Origin of the sequence: Pseudomonas syringae KCTC 12500, assembly GCF_000507185.2 — a bacterium.
Lineage (GTDB): Bacteria > Pseudomonadota > Gammaproteobacteria > Pseudomonadales > Pseudomonadaceae > Aquipseudomonas > Aquipseudomonas syringae.
This window is the reverse complement of sequence record NZ_AYTM02000002.1, coordinates 4,159,572-4,179,218: the sequence shown is the minus strand read 5'-3', so window position 1 is coordinate 4,179,218 and position 19,647 is coordinate 4,159,572. Positions and strand designations below refer to the sequence as shown.

Annotated in this window: 22 protein-coding genes; 12 read left to right on the top strand and 10 right to left on the bottom strand. The window is 58.4% G+C overall.

The features are described from left to right. Positions 1-55: 55 nt before the first annotated feature. The 5 genes from V476_RS19075 to V476_RS19055 all read right to left on the bottom strand — a co-directional run bounded on the left by V476_RS19075 (position 56) and on the right by V476_RS19055 (position 4,053). Positions 56-1,033: a hypothetical protein gene (locus V476_RS19075; RefSeq protein WP_024959859.1), complete on the bottom strand. Its 978-nt coding sequence runs from the start codon at positions 1,031-1,033 to the stop codon at positions 56-58. A 394-nt stretch (positions 1,034-1,427) separates the two neighbouring features. After that, positions 1,428-2,300 carry a hypothetical protein gene (locus V476_RS19070; protein WP_024959858.1) on the bottom strand — a complete coding sequence of 291 codons (873 nt, stop codon included), beginning with the start codon at positions 2,298-2,300 and terminating at the stop codon, positions 1,428-1,430. 11 nt (positions 2,301-2,311) lie between these two features. Next, positions 2,312-2,617: a hypothetical protein gene (locus V476_RS19065; protein WP_024959857.1), complete on the bottom strand. Its 306-nt coding sequence runs from the start codon at positions 2,615-2,617 to the stop codon at positions 2,312-2,314. Further along, positions 2,607-2,975, bottom strand: a complete 369-nt coding sequence (locus tag V476_RS19060; protein ID WP_024959856.1) for a hypothetical protein — start codon at positions 2,973-2,975, stop codon at positions 2,607-2,609. Before V476_RS19060 ends, V476_RS19065 begins: the two co-directional genes overlap by 11 nt. A 520-nt stretch (positions 2,976-3,495) precedes the next feature. Beyond that, positions 3,496-4,053: a recombinase family protein gene (locus tag V476_RS19055; RefSeq protein ID WP_024959855.1), complete on the bottom strand. Its 558-nt coding sequence runs from the start codon at positions 4,051-4,053 to the stop codon at positions 3,496-3,498. Positions 4,054-4,291: 238 nt separating this feature from the next. Here V476_RS19055 and V476_RS19050 point away from each other — a divergent pair, with 238 nt between their 5' ends. Beyond that, on the top strand, positions 4,292-4,501 hold the full coding sequence (locus V476_RS19050) for a YegP family protein (protein WP_024959854.1): 210 nt from the start codon (positions 4,292-4,294) through the stop codon (positions 4,499-4,501). Positions 4,502-4,675: 174 nt separating this feature from the next. Here V476_RS19050 and V476_RS29190 read toward each other — a convergent pair whose 3' ends face one another. Further along, the gene (locus V476_RS29190) at positions 4,676-6,124 is read right to left on the bottom strand and encodes a DUF6538 domain-containing protein (RefSeq protein ID WP_024959853.1); all 1,449 of its coding nucleotides are present in this window, start codon (positions 6,122-6,124) and stop codon (positions 4,676-4,678) included. A 286-nt stretch (positions 6,125-6,410) separates the two neighbouring features. On the opposite strand from V476_RS29190, the gene V476_RS19040 reads away from it, so the two are divergent. From V476_RS19040 to V476_RS19030, 3 genes are all read left to right on the top strand, one after another. After that, entirely contained in the window at positions 6,411-7,256 is an 846-nt protein-coding gene (locus V476_RS19040; protein WP_003407249.1) for an AAA family ATPase, read from the top strand. 39 nt (positions 7,257-7,295) lie between these two features. Then, complete coding sequence (locus V476_RS19035) at positions 7,296-8,474, top strand: vWA domain-containing protein (protein WP_003317418.1); 1,179 nt, start codon at positions 7,296-7,298, stop codon at positions 8,472-8,474. Positions 8,475-8,675: 201 nt separating this feature from the next. Next, positions 8,676-9,392: a WbqC family protein gene (locus tag V476_RS19030; RefSeq protein WP_024959852.1), complete on the top strand. Its 717-nt coding sequence runs from the start codon at positions 8,676-8,678 to the stop codon at positions 9,390-9,392. Positions 9,393-9,429: 37 nt separating this feature from the next. Here V476_RS19030 and V476_RS19025 read toward each other — a convergent pair whose 3' ends face one another. From V476_RS19025 to V476_RS19015, 3 genes are all read right to left on the bottom strand, one after another. Then, positions 9,430-9,954 (bottom strand): DUF2937 family protein, encoded by a 525-nt coding sequence (locus V476_RS19025; protein WP_024959851.1) that lies wholly within the window; start codon positions 9,952-9,954, stop codon positions 9,430-9,432. A 46-nt stretch (positions 9,955-10,000) separates the two neighbouring features. Beyond that, entirely contained in the window at positions 10,001-10,801 is an 801-nt protein-coding gene (locus V476_RS19020; protein ID WP_017279581.1) for a class II glutamine amidotransferase, read from the bottom strand. Positions 10,802-10,877: 76 nt separating this feature from the next. Beyond that, positions 10,878-11,354: a hypothetical protein gene (locus tag V476_RS19015; protein ID WP_010420532.1), complete on the bottom strand. Its 477-nt coding sequence runs from the start codon at positions 11,352-11,354 to the stop codon at positions 10,878-10,880. 132 nt (positions 11,355-11,486) lie between these two features. On the opposite strand from V476_RS19015, the gene V476_RS19010 reads away from it, so the two are divergent. From V476_RS19010 to V476_RS18980, 7 genes are all read left to right on the top strand, one after another. Beyond that, positions 11,487-13,547 carry a S9 family peptidase gene (locus V476_RS19010; protein WP_024959850.1) on the top strand — a complete coding sequence of 687 codons (2,061 nt, stop codon included), beginning with the start codon at positions 11,487-11,489 and terminating at the stop codon, positions 13,545-13,547. 76 nt (positions 13,548-13,623) lie between these two features. After that, on the top strand, positions 13,624-14,100 hold the full coding sequence (locus V476_RS19005; RefSeq protein WP_003345583.1) for a cyclic nucleotide-binding domain-containing protein: 477 nt from the start codon (positions 13,624-13,626) through the stop codon (positions 14,098-14,100). A gap of 66 nt (positions 14,101-14,166) precedes the next feature. After that, a complete protein-coding gene (locus V476_RS19000; protein WP_003317410.1) occupies positions 14,167-14,541 on the top strand; it encodes a YajD family HNH nuclease in 375 nt (124 codons plus the stop codon). Positions 14,542-14,627: 86 nt separating this feature from the next. After that, entirely contained in the window at positions 14,628-16,406 is a 1,779-nt protein-coding gene (locus tag V476_RS18995) for a copper resistance system multicopper oxidase (protein WP_032629266.1), read from the top strand. A gap of 8 nt (positions 16,407-16,414) precedes the next feature. Beyond that, positions 16,415-17,311 carry a copper resistance protein B gene (locus V476_RS18990; RefSeq protein ID WP_162839174.1) on the top strand — a complete coding sequence of 299 codons (897 nt, stop codon included), beginning with the start codon at positions 16,415-16,417 and terminating at the stop codon, positions 17,309-17,311. Between the two features lie 66 nt (positions 17,312-17,377). After that, on the top strand, positions 17,378-17,878 hold the full coding sequence (locus V476_RS18985) for an RNA methyltransferase (protein ID WP_003317406.1): 501 nt from the start codon (positions 17,378-17,380) through the stop codon (positions 17,876-17,878). Positions 17,879-17,983: 105 nt separating this feature from the next. Then, positions 17,984-18,364 carry a YgaP family membrane protein gene (locus V476_RS18980; RefSeq protein ID WP_024960227.1) on the top strand — a complete coding sequence of 127 codons (381 nt, stop codon included), beginning with the start codon at positions 17,984-17,986 and terminating at the stop codon, positions 18,362-18,364. Positions 18,365-18,368: 4 nt separating this feature from the next. Here the strand turns inward: V476_RS18980 and V476_RS18975 are convergent, their stop codons facing one another. Next, complete coding sequence (locus tag V476_RS18975) at positions 18,369-18,818, bottom strand: YcgN family cysteine cluster protein (protein WP_003345577.1); 450 nt, start codon at positions 18,816-18,818, stop codon at positions 18,369-18,371. A 210-nt stretch (positions 18,819-19,028) separates the two neighbouring features. On the opposite strand from V476_RS18975, the gene V476_RS18970 reads away from it, so the two are divergent. Then, positions 19,029-19,622 carry a nitroreductase family protein gene (locus V476_RS18970; protein ID WP_003317403.1) on the top strand — a complete coding sequence of 198 codons (594 nt, stop codon included), beginning with the start codon at positions 19,029-19,031 and terminating at the stop codon, positions 19,620-19,622. The last annotated feature ends 25 nt before the right edge of the window (positions 19,623-19,647 follow it).

The following is a 19,647-nucleotide window of genomic DNA, read 5'->3' as shown; positions in this document are numbered from 1 at the left end:
ATTGCAGGCAGCCGCGTACCGCCCTACATGTAGGGTGATGGCGGCTGCAATGGTGCTAGATAGTGCTTCGACGTGCTGTATCCAGGCTACTGGAGCCATCGTGTACAGCGTTATGAAAGCGGTGCGGAGTACCTGCCAGCTCGCCGTCAATCACTGCCTGAGCAGCTAGCAGCGCCACCTCAGATGCTGCCACAAGGGCCTTGCACGGCAACAGGGTGGTGCCCTGTTGTGGTGTGGTCGCTTCGCCGTAGAGGACTGCGGCTTGGGTATCGACCTGTACTACGCTGTTCCCGACACGGATGCTCAGCGGGGCGTGTCGCTGACCGAAACTCTTTAGGCCTTCGGGATAGATAGCAAATCCTGCAAGTGCAGCCACTTGTTCAAGGTCCTGCTGCTGCAGGTCAGCAGGGGCAATTCCTGCCTGTGCCAAGGTCATCAGACCACGACCGGCAGCAACGGTATTCAACTCTGATGCAGCGGCGGCATTGATCGTTTCTCTGATCATCAAATCCAGCGCGACTGCCGCCAATGTCTTGTTGCTGGCCTCGGCAGCGTCTTTCACTACACCAACGCCAACGACATCACGGATGGCAAGTACGTCTAGGAGGTCTTGGAGCCACTCACGGACCTGCGCCACTAAGCGCTCAGCCTTCTTGGTACTGTGGCTTACATATGCGTCTTGCATGCTGCGTGCACGGTCACGCTCTTTACGATACGCCAGCACTTTTGCAAGCTCACTGAAATTGAATCCTGCATCTTGCGCATTAGTGAATACCTGCAACAACTCCTGCTCTACATCGTCGGCACTTGTACGTCGGCCCTCTGCTCTCGCCGGGTCAATGAACTGAGCTGTCATGCGTTCAACACCGCGCTGTACTTCTAGATAGGACTCGGGCATTTCAGGGACAACAATCTCCGGCGCGCTCTCACGGGTCAGCTCGACAGTGGTAGACATCAAGGCCAACAAAGCACGGGCACGCTCGTTATCAATTGCAGTTACAGTGGAATTTACAACGTTCTTTTTAACAGTCATGAACTTAATCTCTTTGGTGCGCAACATGCGCGGAATGGTGTAATACGTTTTACATCGGGGAGTACAGCGTTTACGTCAATGCTGAGGCCGAAGTAGCGGCAAGTCATCAAAGGTACGGCCTCTGGCTACCCATTTGTTTGCACTCTTCAATGTGTAGTGCATTGAGCGGGATGGTTTTACCGCCGCAGCGTGATGGGCAAATGCAACCCGAAGTTTTTGTTCGGGGGTCAGACATGGATACTGGTGGCTCATGTTATTTCCTTTTGCTGCACCCACGGCGGAGTCTCCCTAGGCGGGTGGCTGTACAGTGGTTTGATATAGGGTGTACCCGAATAATGGGTACAGTGGGTACAGCAGATTTAGCAGAATTCCCCTACCCTAAAGGGTAATAAACCTACTTCATTTGGCGCAGCAGGTACTTGCTAACAGTACTTCTCCCCTGGCCCGTGACAGCGGCAATCTGCCCGTAGGAAGCCCCCTCTGCTCGCATACGGGTAGCTATGTCATGCCAGTGCCCACCGGCCTCGGTTACTTCATGGCGCTTCTCAGACGCCGCTGTAAGGGCTTGGAGTTCGCACACTTGGGCTTGCAGCTTGGCGACCTGCTGCGCCAACTCGTCCTGCTGCTCCAACCGCTTTGCTACGTCAGCCCGCATGTACAGCTCAGCGACGCTACCCGCCATAGTGGACCCCGCTATGCTTGAGATATCACGGGCAGTGCGCATACATTGCTTGTCCAGTCGCTTGGAGGTCGGGTGATCCTGCAATTCGCCCAAGGCCCGGCGTGTATGCTTCTTGGGCACTCGCTTCGCAAAGGTTACTACCACTTCCTTATCAGGATGAAGGCCCCGTAGGATGTCCCGTCCGCTTGGTCGATCTTCCTTCGCGTCGAAGGCCCTTTCGTGAGCCTCTAATAGCATCTCTTTGACGTTGCGATAAGTCGGCCAAATTGACCGGTGCCCCATAGCTTCAAGCTCCTGCCGTGCCTGCTTACGGCTGGCCTGATCACGCTTGAAGTGTTCGCGGTAAATTGCCTGGGCACTGCCGCCTCCGTTGGGGAGCCAGCCCGACAACGAGCCATGCTTGAGTTTGTACTGCTCGGCCACCGCTGTATATCTGGGCAGATCGTTTGGGGATATGCCCGCACCCTTCAATACACGGAGAACCGTCCACATGTCGGTGTCAGTCCACTCAGATGATACTTTTACGCTTGCGGGTACAGGTGTTGCGGCGTGGGCTTGCTGCTGCAAGTCTGATAACTTCGTCATTGATTAATCCATCAGTTGTTGCCTTTATACAAAGCTGCAATGTCTTCGGGTGTGTGCTTAGTTTGAGTTGGCTTGCGATCATTGAATGCCTGACGCTGGGCAGCTAGATCACCTGCTTTGTCATCATCAGTAAGTGAACCTTTTGCCTCAACCATTTTTAGTAACGCTACGGACGCGGAGATAAGAGCGGCTTCACACGGATAATCGTCCTTGATTGCGTCCGCGAACCGCTTATTTGTGGCCTGTAGAGTTAGGTCCAAAAGTTCAAGCGCACTCGCTTTTACTGTCTCGGTTGTCACCTTGCGTTTACGCGCCATGTGCAATTGCCGCCTTAGCTTGTTCATGTTCGGAAAGCATCAGAAGTGCAGCGTTCTCCATTCTGGTGTAATACCGAAGGTCTGTTTCACTCAGATTAACGCCAGCTCGATGGGAATACGTAGCCAGGGTGTAGGTGTTAATTGATGGGGCACCCTCAAGCGGCTTCGGTATTAACCCAGCAGTGCGGACTAGTGACGCTAAGCCTGCCATCAATGTACTGCGGGACAGACTAGGTTCCTGACGACGGATTGCGCCTGCGGTAGCGGGTTCCTGACGAGCGTTTAATGCTCGCAGCGCCCTGATAATCATGGCTTGGCCGACAGGTTTGCGTCCGCCAGCGAGGTAGTTTGATTTCATCTTGCTGTACTCCTTGGAATACGTGAGGTGCCAAAACGGCAAAAGGAAACACCAGACACGCCGAGGCCTCCGGACTAGTGGTGATGGGTTTAATGCAAGTTGTCCACAGGACAAAGGTGATTGCCGTGGTAGTACAGGAACGGGCGTAAAGCGGGGAAGTGCGGCGATTAATGCTGGTGCTTTCGCGGGATGCTTGAACGAGCTTGCGAATGCAGAGGGTGCGCTGATCGGGTTCTAATATGAAACGTGATCGGGCTTTGGTCTAGGTGGTGCCGTGGTATCCAGAACGTCCAACTAGACACCACTCGCCCTGCCATGACTCAGGTGCACCGGTACGACGCAGAGGCAGAGGCAGAGGCAGAGAGATAGGGTTCTCTCTTCATCAGTATGTGATATCTACCAATCAGCCCGAACCGGGAGGAACTTCCGTTAGGCCATCCGGCCCAGTTCATAGCCTTTGCGTTCTTACCTATGTATGTCACTTCAAACCGGACATGGTGTGCGGAGTGCCAATGACTGGTCAGACTGCAGCACAGGCGCGCTTAACCGACGCAATCGAGATGCTGAAATGCTCGGCAGTCGCCTTGATACTGGCACCTTGGGCAACGCGCCACGCGCTAACCTGTGCATCGTCTATCACCTTCTCGCGGCCTAGAGCCTTACCCTCGGCCTTGGCGCGCTCAATACCTGCCATCTGCCGCGCCTTGATATTTGAACGCTCCAGCTCAGCCACAGCAGCCAGCATGGTGAGCATCGCTTTGCCCATAGGCGTACCCAGGTCGAAGCCCTCGCGCTTGGAAATGATGCTTACGCCCTTCGCCTGCAATACCTCTACAGTGTTCAGCACGTCCAGTGTATCGCGCCCCAAGCGGTCTACAGCGCTCACCACTAGCGTATCCCCACGACGTACGTACGCTACAAGGGCAGCAAAGCCTGGACGATCCAAGGCCTTCACAGCGCCAGATACACCACTGTCCTCGTACCACTCCTCCACGTTGTATGTATCGGACAGGCCGTGCTTTTGGGCATCGACACTTTGGTCGTGAGTGGAGACGCGCACATATCCGATGGTAGCCATGATGTGAATCCTGAGTGGGCGGCCTGAGTAGCTCAGAACCTATGGCTCACATACTGACTACTAGCTCAATAAATGTCAACACCTTTGAGCCACCTAATCACCCCCGATGGCGCATAGCTCACAGCGTGTACCATTTGAGCTAGCTGGAAGCATGCAGCGCCTGTAGACATAGCCCATCACACATTGATAGCGTTAGGTCGTCATCACATGAGTGGTGGCTTTCTAAGGAGAGAACACGATGGCTGAGGTAGCGTACTTCTACATTTATAAAGACGAAAAGAAGGAATGGCGCTGGAGATTCAAGGCCAAGAACGCAAAGATCATCGCAGTAAGCTCTGAGAGTTATCACAACCTGAAAGACTGTGAATACTCTATCACCCTCCTAAATGACCAGGGTCCGACTGCGCCAGTCATAGGTGATGACGACTACGATGCAGCCAGAAAGTAATTAGGTACAGGCCCATCACCAGTAGATGGGCCATCGCTAATCAAACTCCCGGTGATTGAGAGGATGCTCGCTGGCTGTAGTGCCCCACGGGGTAAGACGGCGTGACCGAATTGGAGAAGCCCTAGCGCACGAAGGCAGCATTTTTAGGCCGTGTATAGAACTCCGCATCCTGATTCAGCCCAGTAGGTTGCGTACCGCTGCCAGCAATGCCCTAGGTCGGTCGAGCGGTGCGCTCCCGCCGTATATACTCGTTGCCCTTGAGCCTTTGCTCGTATGTCCAAGCACTGCTCCCACCTCTTCGCCTGACGCACCAACTGCACGTAACAGGTCAGCGCAAGTATGCCGGAGGCTGTACAGGCTCAATCCCTCGGGATGTCCCCGTAATCCAATACGAACAGCTGCGCTTAGTCGCGTAACACGTTGCCTACCGCGCCGCTCCCTCTGGTGCTTTGTAGCATTCTCAGGCAAGTCTACTGCGGCCAGGACGAGCTTGAATGCTGAGATGTCATCATTGTGCACCGGCAAGTCTCTCCGACTGGCGGAGTTCTTGGCACCTGACAACCCAGCACGGAACACCAGCTCACGCTTGCCGAGAATGTCTACACGTTCTGATAGCGCGTCTAAACCCTCCTGCAACAGCTCTATCGGGCGTAGGCCATACCGAACAAGCAACCGCGCTGCTGTCGCATCCACTTCATCGCCGCGAGCAGCCAGGCTCTTGTGCACATTGTCGAGAACATCCAGCGGCATGGGGTCCCTCGCCTCTTTGGAAAGGCCAGCCCCTGCCCTGACAGCTCTTGCGACTGCACCAGTCCTAGGCAAAGAGATGCCACTCCACCCCGGCAGCTCACGCAGGATTGTGATCAACCCCGCTGCTTGTGTATGCACTGAACTTGCCTTACCACCGCTGGCGAGCTTTCCCTCGGCGTACTGCATGATGCGCTGCACTTGTTCCGCCTGGGTACTGGGCCAGCTGAGAACATCGCTACACAGCTTACGCATGATGGATGCACGACCGGAGCTGACACGCTGGCAGTATCCGTCGAGAGCTTCTGCGAACTCTCCCCCTGTCCGGTGATCGCCCTCAACTGCGCGCTGCTGCTGAGGCGCACGAACTTCCGCAGCCACGGGAGGCGCAGCTAGCGGCATAGGGGAGCCGTCACGCACTGCGCGTATTGCCTTGAGTGCGGCCATAGCTTCCAACGGGTGGTATTTAGCTGCGTCCATATGCGTACCATCTGCAACCGCCTGCCACGCCCTCTCCTGCCACTCCAGCTCAGCCTGCCAACTTTTAGCTAAGCGCTGTCCTCTTGGGTGCATTGCCTGCACTGCGGCCAATGTGACGCGCTCTACAACAGCCTGTAAGCCACTCAGAACTGCATTGGCATCTACGCCCGGTAACTCGTCGCCTATCGGTCTGACATCGCCACAGTGCCCCTGCACTGCCTGAGCACATATCTTGTCGAACTCTACTGACACCTGTCGTGCAAGCCTCAGCGCCTCTGCCCTATCAGCAGTGCCAAGCGCCTTACGAAACTCAGCACGTCCAACAATGAGAGCCACATCAGCAGGAAACCTGCGTCGGTAGTGATACCGTCCGTCGCGTCGGGACAAGTAGGACATTCGTCTTTCTCCGGGGCACGTGTCACGGTCGTGTGTTGGCGGCTTGTGGACCATGCGGAACCTGAATATCGGGGCATGTGTCACAATCCGAATTCGCTATAAGCCTTATTCTACAAGGCTTGGAGCCGACCGAATGGTTTTTAAGTGTACCCATGAGTCAAGAACTGAATGAGGCGTCTTCGTTCACAGCACTCGGGCAGCCACGTTATAGTCAAGGCATTGCTTGCCCCTCTTAAGGCGTGCGTGCCGACCGGTTACGCGCGCCCATGCGAAAAAGGATGGATCAATGAAGTTCGAAGGTACGCCGGCCTACGTTGCCACTGACGATCTCAAGCTGGCGGTCAACGCGGCCATCACGCTGGAGCGTCCACTGCTGGTCAAGGGCGAGCCCGGCACCGGCAAGACCATGCTCGCCGAGCAACTGGCCGAGTCCTTCGGCGCGAAACTGATTACCTGGCATATCAAGTCCACGACCAAGGCCCATCAGGGCCTGTACGAATACGATGCGGTGAGTCGTCTGCGCGACTCGCAACTGGGCGTCGACAAGGTCCACGACGTACGCAATTACCTGAAAAAGGGCAAGCTCTGGGAAGCCTTCGAGTCCGAGGAGCGTGTGATTCTGCTGATCGACGAAATCGACAAGGCCGATATCGAGTTCCCCAACGACCTGTTGCAGGAACTCGACAAGATGGAGTTCTACGTTTACGAGATCGATGAAACCATCAAGGCCAAAAAGCGACCGATCATCATCATTACCTCCAACAACGAGAAGGAGCTGCCGGACGCCTTTCTGCGTCGCTGCTTCTTTCACTACATTGCCTTTCCGGATCGGGCCACGCTGCAACGCATCGTCGATGTGCATTACCCGGACATCAAGAAAGACCTGGTGAGCGAAGCGCTGGATGTATTCTTTGACGTGCGCAAGGTGCCGGGGCTGAAGAAGAAGCCCTCCACATCCGAGCTGGTCGACTGGCTGAAGCTGCTGATGGCCGACAACATCGGTGAAGCCGTGCTGCGCGAACGCGATCCGACCAAGGCGATTCCGCCACTGGCCGGCGCGCTGGTCAAGAACGAGCAGGACGTGCACTTACTGGAACGTCTGGCGTTCATGAGCCGTCGCGGCAATCGCTGATCGTGTCTATCCAACCTGCCATGTAAAAGGGCGACAGCCATGCTGCTCAACCTGTTCAACGAAATGCGCGCGGCCAAAGTGCCGGTGTCTCTGCGTGAACTGCTGGACCTGATCAATGCGCTGAAACAGCGGGTCGTCTTCGCCGACATCGATGAGTTCTACTTTCTGGCGCGCACGATTCTGGTCAAGGACGAGCGCCATTTCGACAAGTTCGACCGGGCCTTCGGCGCATATTTCAATGGCCTGGAAAATCTCGACGAGCATTTGCAGGCGTTGATCCCGGAAGACTGGCTGCGCAAAGAGTTCGAGCGTTCGCTGACGGACGAGGAACGCGCGCAGATTCAGTCGCTGGGCGGCCTCGACAAACTGATCGAGGAGTTCAAGAAACGCCTGGAAGAACAGAAGGAACGCCATGCCGGTGGCAACAAATGGATCGGCACCGGTGGCACCAGCCCGTTCGGTTCGGGTGGCTATAACCCGGAGGGCATCCGCGTCGGCGATGCAGGCGAGCGCAAAGGCAAGGCCGTCAAAGTCTGGGACCAGCGCGAATATAAAAACCTGGACGATCAGGTTGAACTGGGGACACGCAATATCAAGGTGGCCCTGCGTCGCCTGCGCAAGTTCGCTCGTCAGGGAGCTGCGGATGAACTGGACATCGACAGCACCATCGATCACACCGCACGCGATGCGGGCCTGCTGAACATTCAGATGCGCCCGGAGCGGCGCAACACCATCAAGTTATTGCTGTTGTTCGACATCGGCGGCTCGATGGATTCGCACATCAAGGTCTGTGAAGAGCTGTTCTCCGCGTGCAAGACCGAGTTCAAGCATATGGAGTATTTCTACTTCCATAACTTCATCTATGAATCGGTGTGGAAGAACAACCAGCGCAGAAGCTCGGAGCGGACCGCCACCCAGGACCTGCTGCACAAGTATGGCGAGGACTACAAAGTGATTTTCATAGGCGACGCCTCGATGGCGCCCTATGAAATCACCCAGCCCGGCGGCAGTGTCGAACACTGGAATGAAGAGGCGGGCTATGTATGGATGCAGCGCTTCATGGCCAAATTCAAGAAGATCATCTGGATCAACCCCTACCCGAAAGATGCCTGGGACTACACCACTTCGACGCATATCGTGCGTGATTTGATCGAGGGGCAAATGTATCCGCTAACCCTGAGCGGTCTGGAAGAAGGCATGCGCTACCTGGCGAAATGAAATAAGGATGCTGCCAATACGGTATAAGCCGGTCCTCGACCGGCTGGCACAATCCGATCAGCAGCATGATCATTTTGCCACCCTGAACTACACTGGCAGCTCCACACAACCGATCAGACGGAAAAGCGCTGATTGAGTAGATCGTTATGCAGTTACTCCATCGTTTTGCCTGAGCAGCCGTCGCGACGTCGCGGGTTACTTATGAACGAAACGCTCGGGATCATGCAGCCTTACTTTTTCCCCTACATCGGTTACTTCCAGCTCATTGCGGCGGTCCAGCGCGGGCTGGTCTTCGACATCGTCAAATACAAACGCAAAAGCTGGATGAACCGCAATCGGGTACTGGGCAGCAAAGGCGACTGGCAATACATCAATGTTCCGGTCTGTGTCAGCGAGGGCGCACTGATCAAGGACGCGACCATCATCGACCTTGCCTGTGCCCACCGACGAATCACGAATCAGCTCGAACACTATCGAAGCAAGGCACCCTACTTTCGGGAAACCTTGCAGGTGGTCGAGCAGACATTCGGCACACCTGCCACCCACCTGTGTGAACTCAATACACGCGCGCTGAAAGTGGTCTGCGAGTATTTAGGCATGAGCTTTGACTGGGAAAGCTGTGCAGCGATGAACCTTGATCTGCCGCCCATTGAACATGCGGGCCAATGGGCGCTGGAAATAAGCACCGTGTTGAAAGCGCGCCAGTACATCAATGCCACAGGTGGACGCGAAATCTTCATACCCGGCGAGTGGCAGGAAAGAGGCATAGAACTGAGGTTTCTCGAGCCCGCTTCATTCAGTTATTCCACGGGACCTATGAATTTCGTCGAAAACCTTTCAATCATCGACGTGCTGATGTGGAACGCACCTGAAACAGTACTCGCCTATCTACGTAATGAAACACGGGCAGTCATATGAACTGCCCACCGATGTTTCGCTACGCCCCGCCCCAGAGTCAATTCCAGTCGCGTTCGAGCTGAGGCTTGCGTCGTCCGCCGTGGACCACCCAGCCAAGCAACAGCACGAAGCTTTCGATCACCAGCGCCAGCAGCAATGCGCTGATGATGCCCCAGGCAATCACTTCCGGGGCCAGCAGAACTTGCCACGTATAACCATTGAAGGTCTCGCGACGGATATCCGGATCGGAAGAGGTAGCCACGAAGATGGCTTTGGAATACCAAGGTCCCTGAAGCCCGAGCCACTGACGCTCAAGGATGTGCGTGCGGTTCATCAGGGTGTCGATGGTGTCCGCATCACTGCGAAAAACCGGGTCTTCACTGCTGCGATAGTGCTGGATCAGCGCCTGGATATCGCCCTTGAAGAACTGCTGTGCGGTGGCGGTATAGCCCTTCACGGCTTGCTGCGCCTCGATCAGATGCGCTTCGACACGCTTGCTGTAATCACTGATGAAGCCGGGAATCTGTACCCCGAACAGCAGGCCTATGGTGAACAGGACCAATCGCAGATAACTTCGCAGCATTAATATCCCTCTTCTTCTTTATCCATTAAGCCGATGTGATGGTGTCTTACGACCTGGCCGTCTCGGTGACGGTCCCGACCGAACCTTGCGCCACGCTCTCGCCCTTGCGCCACAGACTCCACTGGCCCGGTTCATAGCGGTTCCAGTTTTCGTTCTCGGTCAAGGGTTCGGTCGCGATGACCGTGACCACGTCGTGCGGTGTGGTTTCAGCCTGAAAATCGACAATCACGTCGACATCTTTCAACCTTGCCGGACCGAACGGAGCTCGGCGGGTGATCTGAACCAGTTTGGTACTGCAAAAGCAAAACAGCCAGTCACCGTCGCTCAACAGGCAGTTGAACACGCCCTTACTGCGGTATTCAGCACACGCCTGGATCAGCGTGGGCAGCAATTCCTCGACGTCGACGGGTTCGGGAAAGGCTTCGCGGACGCGATTGAGCAAGTCGCAGAATGCCGCTTCGCTGTCGGTATCGCCCACCGGCCGGTAAAAAGTAACGCCCGGGGTGAAATCCGCCAATTGGCCGTTATGGGCAAAGCACCAGTTACGGCCCCAGAGCTCACGCACGAAAGGATGGGTATTGGACAGGCAGACCTTGCCGACGTTGGCCTGACGAATATGGCCAATCACGACTTCACTCTTGATGGGATAACGCTGCACCAGTTGGGCGACTTCCGATTCACTGCTGGCTGCCGGGTCCTGAAACAGGCGCAGTCCACGGCCCTCGTAGAAGGCAATGCCCCAGCCATCGCGATGCGGACCGGTGCGGCCGCCCCGCTGCATCAGCCCGGTAAAGCTGAAGACTATGTCGGTCGGGACATTGGCGCTCATGCCCAGTAGTTCACACATGCTCAGGTTCTCGCTTCAAGACGTTTTGCAGCAGGTCGCGCGCCGCAGGTAGCGGCGCTTGCCAACGAAGCGGGAGCTACAGCCGCGGCTCGACCCGCGCAGCCCTGGTCGGCGCAAGAGGCGCAGCGTTCTTGCGAGCGTAGTGATCGTCTTCGGCGAAAGGTTCGTCAGCAGGGTCTGTTTCGACAGGCTGGGCGGCAGGCTTGGGCTGGCGGGCCTTGCGGCTGCGTTCGATCGGCCAGCGGATCAGCACGAACAGCAGGTACGCGGCGAAGGCGAACATGCCATACATGGCCAGGTCCGACACGGCGGTCCAGACGTTGCTGCCGACCTTGAACATCAGGTCAAGCGCGGTGATCGCCACGGCTGGCGCCATCGCATCCTTGGCAGGGTCGACCATGGTCGGCGTAAACAGCAGCACCGCGACCGCCACCAGCAAAGGCTCCTTGAGATACCGCCACATCCAGCGGGTCATCAGAAACCATACAAGCAGGCAACCCAACGCGGCGAAGGCGTAGACGCTCCAGGCGATCAGATAGTCGTTTTCGGTCATGACGTCCGTGGTAAGCCAGGTAAAGAGGCGCTTATGATAACGGCTTTTGCCTGACGCGGCTTGCCTCGCTTCAGTATTCGGTTCAGCGTGTACCGATATTTTCCTGATTGATGCCTTAACAGAGAGCCCAGCATGTCCTTCTCGAATGCAACCTCCAGCGCCCCGATCGCTCGCAAGGCCGACGGTCCCGACCCTTATGCCTGGCTGCAGAACCGCGACACCGACGAAGTGCTCGACTACCTCAAGGCCGAAAACGCCTGGCAGGAGCAGCAACTGGCAGAGCAGGCCGGGTTGCGCGAAAGCCTGTTCGAGGAAATCAAGGGCCGCATCCTCGAAACCGACCTGTCGCTGCCCTCCCCCTGGGGGCCGTACCTTTATTACACCCGCACCACACAAGGCGACGAATACGCCCGTCACTACCGCTGCCCGCGCCCGGTCGACGACAGCAACACGGTGGATGAAAGCGCCGAGGAATTGTTGCTCGACCCTAACGAGATGGCCGATGGCGGCTTTTTCTCGCTGGGTGCATTCAGCATCAGCCCTGACCACCAGCGTCTGGCCTACAGCCTGGACACCAGTGGCGACGAGGTGTACGAGCTTTACGTCAAGGAGCTGAGCACCGGTCAGATCAGCAGCCTGCCCTTCGAAAACTGCGACGGCAGCATGACCTGGGCCAACGACAGCCAGACCCTGTTTTTCGGCGAGCTGGACGACACCCATCGCCCAGGCAAGCTGCATCGCCATACCCTGGGCACGGCATCGGCCGAGCTGGTTTTCGACGAGCCGGACGGCCGCTTCTTCCTGCACTGCTTCCGCAGCAGTTCCGAGCGCCAACTGATCATTCTGCTCAACAGCAAAACCACCAGCGAAGCCTGGGTGCTGGACGCCGATCATCCGCAACAGGCCTTCACCTGCCTCGCACCGCGCAGCGAAGGTCACGAATACTACCCGGACCACGGACTGCTCGATGGCGTCTGGACCTGGTTCATCCGCAGCAATCAGAGCGGCATCAACTTCGCGCTGTATCAAGCAGCGCAACAAGCCAGTGGCGTACCGGTGCGCGAGGACTGGCAGACGCTGGTCGCGCACGACGACAAGGTCATGCTCGAAGGCGTCAGCCTCAACGCCAAAGGCATCAGCCTGAGCCTGCGCGAGGGCGGCCTGCCGATCATCGAAGTACGTCCTCAGGCGCTGCCGACCTATCGCGTCCAGCTGCCTGATGCCGCCTACAGCCTGTATGTGCAGGACACGCTGGAATTCGACAGCGACAAAATCCGCCTGCGCTACCAGTCGCTGAACCGTCCGGCCCAGGTCCGTCAACTGACCCTGGCCAGCGGCGAGCAGGTGGTGCTCAAGGAAACCCCGGTACTGGGCACCTTCGACGCCGATGCCTATGTCAGCCAGCGTTTGTGGGCCACGGCCAGCGATGGCACCCAGGTGCCGATCAGCCTGGTGGTCAAGCGCGAACTGGCCGGACAGGCCACCCCGCTGTATCTGTACGGCTACGGCGCCTATGGCGAGAGCCTCGACCCGTGGTTTTCCCACGCCCGTCTGAGCCTGCTCGACCGTGGCGTAGCGTTCGCCATTGCCCATGTGCGCGGCGGCGGCGAGCTGGGCGAGGCCTGGTATCGCAACGGCAAGCAGGAACACAAACAGAACACCTTCGGCGATTTCATTGCCTGCGCCGAACACCTTGTCGCCCAGGGTCTGACCAGCGCCGAACAGCTGGTGATCAGCGGTGGCAGCGCCGGTGGCCTGTTGATCGGTGCAGTCCTCAACCAGCGCCCCGAGCTGTTCAAGGCAGCGATTGCCGAAGTGCCGTTCGTCGACGTGCTGAACACCATGCTCGACCCGGACCTGCCGCTGACCGTCACCGAATACGACGAATGGGGCAACCCGCAGGAGCCCGAGGTCTACGCGCGCATCAAGGCTTACGCGCCCTACGAAAACGTCACCGCCCAGGCCTACCCGGCCATGCTGGTCATCGCCGGTTACAACGACAGCCGCGTGCAGTATTGGGAAGCCGCCAAATGGGTCGCGAAGTTGCGCGCCACCAAGACCGACGACAATCCATTGCTGCTCAAGACCGAATTGGGTGCCGGGCACGGTGGCATGAGCGGTCGCTATCAGGGCTTGCGTGATGTGGCGCTGGAGTACGCGTTTATCTTCAAGGTATTGCAGATCGCTGAATGAACTTGGTGTGAAACACCTGTCTTGCTAGGATCGGGGGCAGCGGAGTTGCCCCTTTGTCAGGATTACCAGACCTCACATGTCAGAACCACTGTCCAACCTGAACAACGCCATACGCGACATGCTGCTGGATTGCGGCCTGTTCGACACGCTGCTGCCGGGCGATTTCTTTACCGTAGCCGGCTATTTCAGCATTACCGATATCGATAAGGGCGAGACTATTTTCGCCGAGGGCGATGCCGGAACCTTCATGTGCATCATCCATCAGGGCACCGTGTCTGTGCAGAAGCTTGCTGCAGACGGCCAACAGGTGGAAATCGCCGTTCTGCGGCGCGGACGCGCCTTTGGGGAAATGGCAGTGCTGGATGGCGAGCGCCGTTCGGCCAGTTGTATCGCAGCCACCAGTTGCCAGCTATTGAACCTGGGCCGTGATTCACTGGACAAGATGCTTGAGGACGCGCCGAAAATCGCCGCCAAGATCATTCGCGCCTTGGCCATCTCGTTGTCCAAGCGCCTGCGCATGGTCGATGGTCAATTACTCTCCCAGCAGGTGTGAGTTTGCCCATCTGGCGCTAAACTTGCCGACATTCCGCTTTCAATGCGCACACGCACAGGTGACACCATGAGCACGGCCAATCCCCCTTCCCATACTGCCAAGCTGGACCGCATCCTGGCCGACGCCCAGCGCGATCGCGAGATGGGCTACCGCGACAAGGCGCTGCGCATGTACCCGCATGTTTGCGGCCGCTGCGCGCGCGAGTTCGCAGGCAAACGCCTCAGCGAACTGACCGTACACCATCGCGACCACAACCATGACAACAACCCGCAGGACGGCTCCAACTGGGAGCTGCTGTGCCTGTATTGCCACGATAACGAGCACTCGCGCTACACCGATCAGCAGTACTTCGCCGATGGCTCTCTGGGCAGTCCGAAAACCGCCAAGGCCACCCACAACCCGTTCGCTGCACTGGCCGGGCTGATGAAAAAGGACGAGTGACCCCCGTACCTCCGACCAGCCACGCTCCCCCGCCCGACCCGCACTTCCCCTAGCCTGCGGCCACCCGACCGACCGGATACTTTGTCATGCCCACCCGAACCTCAAGACGAACCTTTGTGAAAGGGCTGGCCGCCAGTGGCCTGCTCGGCGGCCTCGGGCTGTGGCGCAGCCCGGCGTGGGCAGTGGCCAATCCGGGGCAGCCCAACGGGTTGTCCGGCACCGAGTTCGATCTGTATATCGGCGAAACCCAGGTCAACATCACCGGCAATGCCAGGACCGCGCAGACCATCAACGGTGGCATCCCTGGCCCGCTGCTGCGCTGGCGCGAAGGCGACACCGTGACGCTGAGGGTCAAGAACCGGCTCGACGAAGCCACATCCATCCACTGGCACGGCATCATCCTGCCGGCCAACATGGACGGCGTGCCGGGGTTGAGCTTTGACGGCATCGCGCCGGATGGCCTGTATGTCTACCGCTTCAAGGTCAGGCAGCACGGCACTTACTGGTATCACAGCCACTCCGGCTTCCAGGAACAGTCGGGGGTCTACGGGCCGCTGGTGATCGATGCGAAAGAGCCGGAGCCGTTCGAATATGAACGCGAACACGTGATCATGCTCAGCGACTGGACCGACGAAGAGCCGGTCCAACTGATGAAAACGCTCAAGAAACAGTCCGATTACTACAACAATAACCAGCGCACCGTCGGTGACTTCATCAACGATGTTGGTGAAAAAGGCTGGAGCGAGACCACCAAGGATCGCTGGATGTGGGCGAAGATGAGGATGGACCCGACCGATCTGGCGGATGTCAGCGGTGCGACCTACACCTACCTGATGAACGGTCAGGCGCCGAACATGAACTGGACCGGGCTGTTCAAGCCTGGCGAGCGGATCCGACTGCGGCTGATCAACGGCTCGGCAATGACGTACTTCGACGTGCGCATTCCGGGCCTGAAGATGACCGTGGTGGCCAGCGACGGCCAGCACGTCAAGCCGGTGACCGTCGACGAGTTGCGCATCGCAGTGGCGGAAACCTTCGACGTGATTGTCGAACCGGCGGAAGGTGCCTATACCCTGTTCGCCCAGTCGATGGACCGCACCGGTTATGCCCGTGGCACCCTGGCCAGCAGGCCCGGCCTGCTGGCTGTCGTGCCGCCTCTCGATCCACGCCCGCTGTTGAGCATGGACGATATGGGTATGGCGGGCATGGAGCATGGCAGCATGAACCACGCCGCAGCCCCGGCAAAGCACGACATGTCAGGCATGGACCACAGCAAGATGGGCCACGACGCGATGCCCGCAATGGACCACGCGCAGATGCCTGCCTACAAAACGCCGACCCCGCAATCGCACCCAGAAAGCGAAAACAACAACCCGCTGGTCGACATGCAAGCCATGAGCACCTCGCCCAAGCTCGACGATCCGGGCATCGGCCTCCGGGGCAATGGCCGCAGAGTCCTGACCTACGCTGACCTGCGCAGCACCTTCGAAGACCCGGACGGCCGTGAGCCGAGCCGCACGATAGAGCTGCACCTGACCGGGCACATGGAAAAATTCGCCTGGTCGTTCGACGGTGTGAAGTTCTCGGACGCCAAACCGCTGATGCTCAAATACGGTGAGCGGGTGCGTGTCGTGCTGGTCAACGACACGATGATGACCCACCCCATCCATCTGCATGGCATGTGGAGCGACCTCGAAGATGAAAACGGCCGGTTCATGGTGCGCAAACACACCATCGACATGCCACCGGGGTCACGCCGCAGCTATCGGGTGACCGCCGATGCGCTGGGCCGTTGGGCTTATCACTGTCACATGCTGTACCACATGGAAATGGGCATGTTCCGCGAAGTGCGGGTGGAAGAATGAGGACCTTGATGTTGAGCAGAACGCTGAATTCGCCCCGCCTGCCGATGCTGTTGCTGGCCGCCGGGCTGACCGCTGCACCGTGGACCTCGAGCATGGCCGCCGGAATGGAAGGCATGGACCACGGCAGCCATGCGATGCACATGGACGCCAGCGACAGCGAGGACGCGACCTCGACGCAGACTGCGCCCACCCAGAGCCGAACCCCGATCCCGCCGATCACTGATGCGGACCGGGCTGCGGTGTACACCAGCCACGCGGGCCATCAGGTCCATGACAGCGCCATCAACAGTTACTTTCTGGCCGACAAGCTGGAATGGCAAGACGCCAATGATGGCAGCGCGCTGGCCTGGGACCTGTCCGGCTGGATTGGCGGTGATATCGACCGCCTGCTGCTGCGCTCCGAAGGTGAGCAAACCAACGGCAAGACCGAAGAAGCGGAAATCCAGGCGTTGTGGGGCCACTCGATCAGCCCTTGGTGGGACGTGGTCGCCGGAGCACGTCAGGATTTCAAGCCGGGCGCACCGCAAACCTGGGCCGCCTTCGGCCTGCAGGGCCAAGCCATTTCGGATCTGGATATCGAGGCCACCGCGTTCATCGGCGAAGCCGGGCAGACCGCCGCTCGCCTGGAAGCCGACTACGACCTCCAGCTGACCAGCAATGTGGTGCTGCAACCCACCGCTGAGCTGAACTTCTACGGCAAGAACGACCCGCAACGCGGCAACGGTTCGGGCCTGTCGACCAGCGAGTTCGGCCTCAGACTGCGTTACGAAATCACCCCGCAATTCGCCCCTTATGTCGGGGTGAGCTGGGACCGCTCCTACGGCAAGACCGCCGATTACGCACGCGAAGACGACGAAGACACCCAGGACGCGCGACTGGTGGTCGGCGTGCGCATGTGGTTCTGAACACAGTCAATGGCATTGCTCTGAGGCTGCCGTATAATCCCCGGTTTTCTTCAGAGCACCCTCCCCGTGGCCAACAAACGGTACGCCTGCATCGGTCTTTACAACCCCAAGTCCCCGGAAAACGTCGGCTCCGTCATGCGTGCCGCCGGCTGTTACGGCGTGGCGTCGGTGTTCTATACCGGTAAACGCTATGAGCGCGCGCGGGACTTCATCACCGACACCAAGAAAATCCATCAGGACATCCCGCTGATCGGCATCGAAGACCTCAAAAGCATTCTGCCGCTGGGTTGCATTCCGGTGGCTGTCGAACTGGTCGACGGCGCCCGTGCGCTGCCCGAATACACGCACCCTGATCGCGCACTGTATATCTTCGGCCCGGAAGATGGCTCGCTGGATCAGGAGATTCGCGACTGGTGTGAAGACGTGGTCTATATCCCGACCGAGGGCTGCATGAATCTGGCGGCGACCGTCAATGTGGTCCTCTATGACCGCATGGCCAAAGGTATCAATACCCGTTCGGGCCCGCAGTTCGGTCGCGAGAAAATTGATCCGGCCAGCGACCGCTGACGGAAAAGCATTGAACCTGTGTCGCGCACGGGCAGTCAGTTTCTCTGAATCGAGCAACTGCTTCCAATTTGCCAACTCCGACCTACTACCTCATGGAGAGCCATCATGCGCGACACACCAATCATCGAACGCATCGACACACCTGAACTGCTTCAACGCACCCCCGAGCAGAACGTAAACGGCTGGGAGCGTATCGGCTCGCTGGCTGGCGGCGTACTGCTGATGGGTAAAGGCGTCCGTCGTGGCGGCTTTCTGGGCCTGATCCAATTGGCCATCGGCGGCGCGGCTCTGGCGCGCGGCATCAGTGGCCACTGCTCGGCCAAGAGCCTGATGGAAAAAGGCCGCAGCGATCTGCAAAGCGCACGCTCGACCATCGAACGTGCCGGTGCGCAACTGAATAACCTCAAGGACGACGCTGAAGATGCCGTGAAGACGGCGGCTGCCAAAGGCATGGACGCGCTGACCGAGCCAAAGCCGGTCATTTAAGCGTTCACCCCGCGCGAAAAATCAGGTAATCCTCCCAGTCGTCCTCGGCCACAGTGTTCTCGCTGAGCATGCGGCCTGACTGGGAGATGCGTTCGTGATGCACGGCCGTGCGATCACCGCACACCAGATGGTGCCAGAGCGGCAAATCCTTGCCCTCGCTGACCAGACGATAGCCGCAGGTCGGTGGCAGCCATTTGAATTCATCTGCCTGACCAGGCGTCAGCTGAATGCAATCGGGCACCGAGGCACGACGGTTTGCATAGTCGGAGCACTGACAGGTTTTCAGATCCAGCAGCTTGCAGGCAATTCGCGTGTAATAAACCGCGTTGTCTTCCTCATCCTCAAGCTTCTGCAGGCAGCACAGGCCACAGCCATCGCACAACGACTCCCACTCTTGGGTGTCGAGCTGGTCAAGGGTCTTGCGAATCCAGAAGGGTTCAACTTTAGCGGCCATGGTTCGGATAACGGTATCGATAATGAAAAGGCCGCCAGTCTAGAGGTACACGAGGTGCGGGCCAAGCATTTGCGACTGCCGGTAGCCGGGACTTGTCAGCGACGGGGCAAAACAGTAGCGTTAACGGGTTTTCAGTGCGTTCAAGCGATGCCTGCCGACCACGGCCCATCAAGCCACGCTCGTTTTCAACCTTCGCTATCAAGGACTCTCATGAGCACGAACCCTCGCATCGCCGATCACCCTATCGACCCGCAATTCACCGAACGCTGGTCGCCACGTGCCTTCAGCGGCGAAAGCATCGACCAGGAAACCCTGCTGAGCTTTTTCGAAGCCGCACGCTGGGCGCCCTCAGCGTATAACTCGCAGCCCTGGCGCTTTCTCTATGCACGTCGCGATACGCCGAACTGGGAGCGTTACCTCGGCTTGCTGAACGAGTTCAACCGCAGCTGGGCACAACACGCAGCGGCCTTGGTGATCGTCATTTCCAAAACCACCTTCGTCGCCCCCGGCGCAAGCGAAGAGAGCCCTGCCCTGTGGCACACCTTCGACACGGGTTCGGCATGGGGTTACCTGGCACTGCAGGCCAGCCTGAGCGGCTGGCACACCCACGGCATGGCCGGTTTCGATCAGGATCTGACCCGCAAGGAGTTGAATATTCCCGAAGGCTACGCAGTGCATGCGGCCATCGCGATTGGCAAGCTGGGGGACAAATCGACCTTGCCGGACTACCTGCAAGGCCGCGAAGTGCCAAGCCCGCGCAAGCCGCTGGCAGAACTGGCCGCCGAAGGTGATTTTTCGCTATAACCGACTGTCTGCCGTCATCAATGCC

What these genes read in the sequence shown, in the direction of transcription:
- V476_RS18995 (WP_032629266.1), top strand. Translation starts at nt 14,628, where the DNA reads ATGCCCACCCGAACCTCAAGACGAACCTTTGTGAAAGGGCTGGCCGCC.
- V476_RS19015 (WP_010420532.1), bottom strand. Translation starts at nt 11,354, where the DNA reads ATGACCGAAAACGACTATCTGATCGCCTGGAGCGTCTACGCCTTCGCC.
- V476_RS19000 (WP_003317410.1), top strand. Translation starts at nt 14,167, where the DNA reads ATGAGCACGGCCAATCCCCCTTCCCATACTGCCAAGCTGGACCGCATC.
- V476_RS19020 (WP_017279581.1), bottom strand. Translation starts at nt 10,801, where the DNA reads ATGTGTGAACTACTGGGCATGAGCGCCAATGTCCCGACCGACATAGTC.
- V476_RS19035 (WP_003317418.1), top strand. Translation starts at nt 7,296, where the DNA reads ATGCTGCTCAACCTGTTCAACGAAATGCGCGCGGCCAAAGTGCCGGTG.
- V476_RS19010 (WP_024959850.1), top strand. Translation starts at nt 11,487, where the DNA reads ATGTCCTTCTCGAATGCAACCTCCAGCGCCCCGATCGCTCGCAAGGCC.
- V476_RS19030 (WP_024959852.1), top strand. Translation starts at nt 8,676, where the DNA reads ATGAACGAAACGCTCGGGATCATGCAGCCTTACTTTTTCCCCTACATC.
- V476_RS18990 (WP_162839174.1), top strand. Translation starts at nt 16,415, where the DNA reads ATGTTGAGCAGAACGCTGAATTCGCCCCGCCTGCCGATGCTGTTGCTG.
- V476_RS19040 (WP_003407249.1), top strand. Translation starts at nt 6,411, where the DNA reads ATGAAGTTCGAAGGTACGCCGGCCTACGTTGCCACTGACGATCTCAAG.
- V476_RS18975 (WP_003345577.1), bottom strand. Translation starts at nt 18,818, where the DNA reads ATGGCCGCTAAAGTTGAACCCTTCTGGATTCGCAAGACCCTTGACCAG.
- V476_RS19055 (WP_024959855.1), bottom strand. Translation starts at nt 4,053, where the DNA reads ATGGCTACCATCGGATATGTGCGCGTCTCCACTCACGACCAAAGTGTC.
- V476_RS19050 (WP_024959854.1), top strand. Translation starts at nt 4,292, where the DNA reads ATGGCTGAGGTAGCGTACTTCTACATTTATAAAGACGAAAAGAAGGAA.
- V476_RS19075 (WP_024959859.1), bottom strand. Translation starts at nt 1,033, where the DNA reads ATGACTGTTAAAAAGAACGTTGTAAATTCCACTGTAACTGCAATTGAT.
- V476_RS19060 (WP_024959856.1), bottom strand. Translation starts at nt 2,975, where the DNA reads ATGAAATCAAACTACCTCGCTGGCGGACGCAAACCTGTCGGCCAAGCC.
- V476_RS18970 (WP_003317403.1), top strand. Translation starts at nt 19,029, where the DNA reads ATGAGCACGAACCCTCGCATCGCCGATCACCCTATCGACCCGCAATTC.
- V476_RS19070 (WP_024959858.1), bottom strand. Translation starts at nt 2,300, where the DNA reads ATGACGAAGTTATCAGACTTGCAGCAGCAAGCCCACGCCGCAACACCT.
- V476_RS29190 (WP_024959853.1), bottom strand. Translation starts at nt 6,124, where the DNA reads ATGTCCTACTTGTCCCGACGCGACGGACGGTATCACTACCGACGCAGG.
- V476_RS19065 (WP_024959857.1), bottom strand. Translation starts at nt 2,617, where the DNA reads ATGGCGCGTAAACGCAAGGTGACAACCGAGACAGTAAAAGCGAGTGCG.
- V476_RS19025 (WP_024959851.1), bottom strand. Translation starts at nt 9,954, where the DNA reads ATGCTGCGAAGTTATCTGCGATTGGTCCTGTTCACCATAGGCCTGCTG.
- V476_RS19005 (WP_003345583.1), top strand. Translation starts at nt 13,624, where the DNA reads ATGTCAGAACCACTGTCCAACCTGAACAACGCCATACGCGACATGCTG.
- V476_RS18980 (WP_024960227.1), top strand. Translation starts at nt 17,984, where the DNA reads ATGCGCGACACACCAATCATCGAACGCATCGACACACCTGAACTGCTT.